This window comes from Vibrio sp. 10N.222.51.C5, assembly GCF_041474575.1.
Lineage (GTDB): Bacteria > Pseudomonadota > Gammaproteobacteria > Enterobacterales > Vibrionaceae > Vibrio > Vibrio crassostreae_C.
Window position 1 is genome coordinate 1 of the sequence record NZ_JBFRUJ010000052.1, and the last position, 4805, is coordinate 4805.

The 4805-nt window shown below is 45.2% G+C and carries 4 protein-coding genes; 3 read left to right on the forward strand and 1 reads right to left on the reverse strand.

The window, feature by feature from the left end:
• Nucleotides 1-116: 116 nt before the first annotated feature.
• Nucleotides 117-1316, reverse strand: coding sequence for an enolase C-terminal domain-like protein (locus tag AB4558_RS16645; RefSeq protein ID WP_004732372.1), 1200 nt, complete (start codon nt 1314-1316; stop codon nt 117-119).
• 260 nt (nt 1317-1576) lie between these two features.
• On the opposite strand from AB4558_RS16645, the gene AB4558_RS16650 reads away from it, so the two are divergent.
• The 3 genes from AB4558_RS16650 to AB4558_RS16660 all read left to right on the forward strand — a co-directional run bounded on the left by AB4558_RS16650 (nt 1577) and on the right by AB4558_RS16660 (nt 4739).
• Entirely contained in the window at nt 1577-3010 is a 1434-nt protein-coding gene (locus AB4558_RS16650; RefSeq protein ID WP_372158934.1) for a PTS transporter subunit EIIC, read from the forward strand.
• Nucleotides 3011-3123: 113 nt separating this feature from the next.
• The gene (locus tag AB4558_RS16655) at nt 3124-4092 is read left to right on the forward strand and encodes a sugar kinase (protein ID WP_372074129.1); all 969 of its coding nucleotides are present in this window, start codon (nt 3124-3126) and stop codon (nt 4090-4092) included.
• A gap of 17 nt (nt 4093-4109) precedes the next feature.
• On the forward strand, nt 4110-4739 hold the full coding sequence (locus tag AB4558_RS16660) for a bifunctional 4-hydroxy-2-oxoglutarate aldolase/2-dehydro-3-deoxy-phosphogluconate aldolase (protein ID WP_372074127.1): 630 nt from the start codon (nt 4110-4112) through the stop codon (nt 4737-4739).
• Nucleotides 4740-4805 lie beyond the last annotated feature (66 nt).

Below are 4805 nucleotides of genomic sequence, written 5' to 3' on the forward strand. Positions count from 1 at the left end.
TATTATTAATTTAATGATACTAGAAATATACTTACCAGATAATACGTAATATCTGGTAAGTATATTAAATAAGAAAATGGCCGCTTATAGCGACCATTTGATATTAAAAATACGAGTTAAGGGGTATGAATCGCGCCATCAGGAAGGCGACTTTGAGTCCACTCGTGGGGGCGATACATAACAGGGAACTCGGCTGCAACCTCTCGGTCGATTTCAACACCAATACCTGCGATTTCAGAAGCGTATAAGTAGCCATTAATTGGCTCTGCAGCGTTCGGGAATACCTTGTGTGTATTCTCGTTGTACTCGACATGTTCTTGAATGGCAGCATTGTGTAAATGCACATTCAAATGCGTGTTTACCGCTGCGCCAATTGGCGTCATATCTGGCGGGCAATGCCATGCAATACGAACACCGAAGTTCTGACATAGATGGCCGAGTTTCAGAGCTGGGGTAATACCACCAATCTGTGAAACATGGCAACGAATGAAATCAATGCGGCGGTTAGCAATCAATGATTTCCACTCTTCAGGGTTATTAAATAACTCCCCTAAACCTAATGAAACTGAGCTCTGGCTGCGAATATTATCCAACCATTCCGTTTGATTTGGCGGCAGAATATCTTCAATGAAATACGGCTTATATTGCTCGACTTCCTTCGCAAATTGTATCGCTTGGTTCGGGAATAGGCGCTCATGAACATCATGAAGAATATGGAATTGGTTACCATATTTCTCTCTCAGCGACTTAAACATCGTTAGAGTATTGTCCATGTACTGATCTTGGTCGTAGTACGAACCTTCAGTCGGGTTTTGAGTGGTATGCAAATCCGTTGGAACGCCGCCATAGAAACCAAGCTGACAACGAATGTGCTTGTAGCCTTTGTCTAGGAAAGATTCCACCAGCTCATAAATCCCTTCCATCGTGTCGCTCGTCGCGTGTGTGTATACAGGAATAGCATCACGAGACTTACCACCAAATAACTGGTGTAACGGCATACCCGCCAATTTGGCTTTAATATCCCACAGTGCCATATCAACACCGGAAATTGCATTATTGATAACAGGGCCATTTCGCCAATAAGCGTTGACCATCATCATTTGCCATAAGTCTTCAATATTATTGGCGTTTTTACCAATAAGAATAGGTTTTAAATATTCATCGACCATTGTTTTTACAGCAAGCGGTCTTTGTTGGAATGTCGCACAACCAAACCCTGTCACGCCTTCATTCGTTTCAACTACCACGGTAATGAGGTTGTGTCTGTCTGGTTTAGTAATAATACAATGGATATCAGATATAATAGTTTCTTTCACAATTAAATAACCTAAACTTAAGTCAACTCCTATTATCTAACCGCTTTAAAAACCACATTTCAAGCGCTAATTTTGCGTAAAAATAATTGGTACGTTAAGTGATTTTTTTTGATAACCAAAACATACCAATTGGCCAAAAACGGTGAAAAAATAATTTTTCGGATTTTAAGTGTGATTGAGATCTCTTTTTACTCCGTTGGATTTAAATTGGTTGTCGTTATGATTGCTCGAGTTAAATATATTCCAATAACAGGTGTAGTATGCAAATGGTAGAAAAAAGTGATGCCGTTATTAATAACTCGAAGTCATCATCGAAGAAGAAAAATTTCAAAGAAAATATACAGTTATTAATCACTGCACTTGGTGGTGAAGACAATATCGTGAGTATCACGCACTGTATGACAAGGCTGAGATTCAAATTAGCAGACGAGTCGCTGGTAGACGAAGAAGCAATCAAGCAGATCGCAGATGTGAAAGGTGTGGTACTTCAACAAGGCCAAACTCAAGTCATCATCGGTGTTGAGGTCGAGAAGTGGTTCAACGCGCTATCAAACACTCAACAAGCTGACGCTAATCCGGCTGATGAACTAGAGAAAGGCGAGCTGTTCCAAGGCGTGATGCGTATTGTCGCAGGCATCTTTGGTCCGGTTGTACCCGCAATCGCTGGCGCGGGTATGTTGATGGGCCTGTTGTCTGGTCTTATTGCAACCAATGTTATCTCTGAAACCTCAGACACAGTTTATTTCTTCCGCTCGATCTCTGTTGCTGTGTTCTTCTTCTTACCTATGCTGGTTTCTTTCTCTGCTGCTAAGGTATTCAAAGTAAACGAATACATTGCGCTTGCTGTCTCTTCAGCAATGCTAGCGCCTCTGCTTGTTGATAAAGCAACAATGCTAAAAGACGCAGGCGCTGCTCCGGAGCTGACCGTTCTTGGCGTGGTTCCTATTGAGCTGCTCAACTACGGCGGCGCGATTGTTCCTGCGATTCTAGCAATCTGGTTATTGTCTAAAGTGACTCCGTTAGTTGACCGCCTAGTTCCTTCTTCTGCGAAGCCTGTATTTACACCACTGCTTGCCTTTACGGTAACTTCGACCATCACGCTATCATTTGTTGGCCCTGCTGGTATCTGGCTAAGTAATGGCGCAGGTTGGGTGATGAGCTCACTACTGGAAATCTCTCCGACGTTAACAGGCTTTGTGTTTGGTCTAACTCGCCCGATCACCATCGTATTTGGTATCCACCACAGCATGACGCCAATCAGCCTGAACAACTTTGCACTGTATGGTAAGGATCTACTTATGCCAATCATGTGTTTGGGTAACATGGCAATTGCTGGCGCGACAATGGCTATCTGGCACAAGCAACGTAAAACGGTTTCTAAAGAGCAATCTTCAATTACGATGGGCTCAAGTGTTACTGCGATTCTAGGTATCACAGAACCAGCTCTGTTCGGTGTACTCACGAAATACACCAAAGCGATGATGACCGCGAGCTTGGCTGCAGGCGTGTTCGGTGCTATCTCGGTAACAATCGATACGCACTTAACAAGCTACATTCTTTCTTCTGTATTCAGCTTGCCAGCTTACCTTGCAGGCGGTACGCAAAACTTCATTCAAGCACTGATGGGCGTGGTGGGTGTATTTGCACTGTCTTTCGTCCTAACGATGTTGTTCGTAAAACTAGACAACAAGTAATCGGCTAGTCTCACTCCCGTAAGATTAGAATCGAAAAAGCATGACCATATCTCATTATGGTCATGCTTTCCTCAATACGAACAAACCCAACCTTTCCTTTCTAAGGCTATATTATGACCCACATCGCAATCATCGGTGAGTGCATGATTGAACTGAATGGGGCTCCATTTGGCAACATGCATCAAAGCTATGGTGGAGACACATTAAACGCGGCAATCTACTTGAACCGCAGCGCTGCGGTTAGCAACCCCATGAACTGCAATAACACTGCGAATCCAGCGATGCGAACTAGCTATGTCTCGGCGCTTGGCTCTGACGCTATCAGCCAAGAGATGCTTAACCGATGGCAAGATGAAGGACTATCAACCGAATTCGTGCTTATTGACGAGCAGCGTTCACCCGGGCTCTATCTCATTCAACTCGACGATGTTGGTGAGCGCACCTTCCTATACTGGCGCAACGATTCGGCGGCTCGCTACATGGTACAGCACCCCGATTTCGATAAGATAGCCAACCAACTTCACGATGTTGATATGGTGTTTCTGAGTGGCATTTCCCTCGCGATACTGCCACACAGCGATCAGCTAAAGTTGCTCACTATCATTGAAGGCCTGCGTGAACGTGGCGTTACCATCGCCTTTGATAGTAACTACCGACCAAAACTATGGGAATCAGAAAGCGCGACCAAAGAGTGCTATCGACTGGGTTATCAAACCACTGATATCGCCTTGGTTACCTTTGATGATGAACAGCAACTATGGGGCGACCAAACACCTCAAGACACCATCGACCGACTACACAGGCTTGGCGTGCAGACCATCATTGTAAAACTCGGTGCTGAAGGCTGTTTGGTCAGTGAAACTCCAGCCCAAACACCAAGCCTAATTGAAACCACGCCAGTAGAAACCGTGGTTGATAGCACTTCAGCAGGCGATTCATTCAATGGCGGATTCTTGTCTTGCTATCTATCTGGCGGCTCTGTTCAGCAAGCCTGCCGCAAAGGCAATGCACTGGCGAGACTGGTCATTCAACATCACGGCGCAATCATCCCAAAACCCATCACCGACACTCTTTCAAACTGATATTAAGAAGTAAACCCATGTCTACAATTAACGAACAGCTAAAAGCACTTAAAGTTATCCCTGTTATCGCCATTGATAACGCAGAGGATATTATCCCTCTAGGCAAAGTATTGGCTGAGAATGGGCTTCCCGCCGCTGAAATTACGTTCCGTTCAGACGCCGCTGTTGAAGCTATCCGACTGCTTAGCCAAGCACAGCCTGACATGCTGATCGGCGCGGGCACCATCTTGAACCATAAGCAAGCACTCGCAGCAAAAGAAGCGGGCGCAACGTTTGTGGTATCACCGGGCTTTAACCCGAACACAGTTAAAGCATGCCAAGAGATCGGCATCGATATCATTCCAGGTGTGAACAATCCAAGCACCGTTGAAGCGGCATTAGAGATGGGCTTAACAACCTTGAAGTTCTTCCCAGCAGAAGCATCTGGCGGCATCAGCATGGTTAAATCGCTCGTTGGCCCATACGGCGATATTCGACTCATGCCAACTGGCGGTATCACGCCATCAAACATCGATAACTACTTAGCAGTGCCTCAAGTATTAGCCTGCGGTGGTACATGGATGGTCGACAAGAAGCTGGTTGAAAACGGTAAGTGGGACGAGATCGCGCGCCTAACACGCGAGGTTGTTGAGCAAGTAAATCATTAAGCAGATCAGTCGCTAGCCCAAAGCGTTAGCGGGATTTGAGAATACAACGTGTCTCGTCCTAAAATA

What these genes read in the sequence shown, in the direction of transcription:
- AB4558_RS16660 (WP_372074127.1), top strand. Translation starts at nt 4,110, where the DNA reads ATGTCTACAATTAACGAACAGCTAAAAGCACTTAAAGTTATCCCTGTT.
- AB4558_RS16655 (WP_372074129.1), top strand. Translation starts at nt 3,124, where the DNA reads ATGACCCACATCGCAATCATCGGTGAGTGCATGATTGAACTGAATGGG.
- AB4558_RS16650 (WP_372158934.1), top strand. Translation starts at nt 1,577, where the DNA reads ATGCAAATGGTAGAAAAAAGTGATGCCGTTATTAATAACTCGAAGTCA.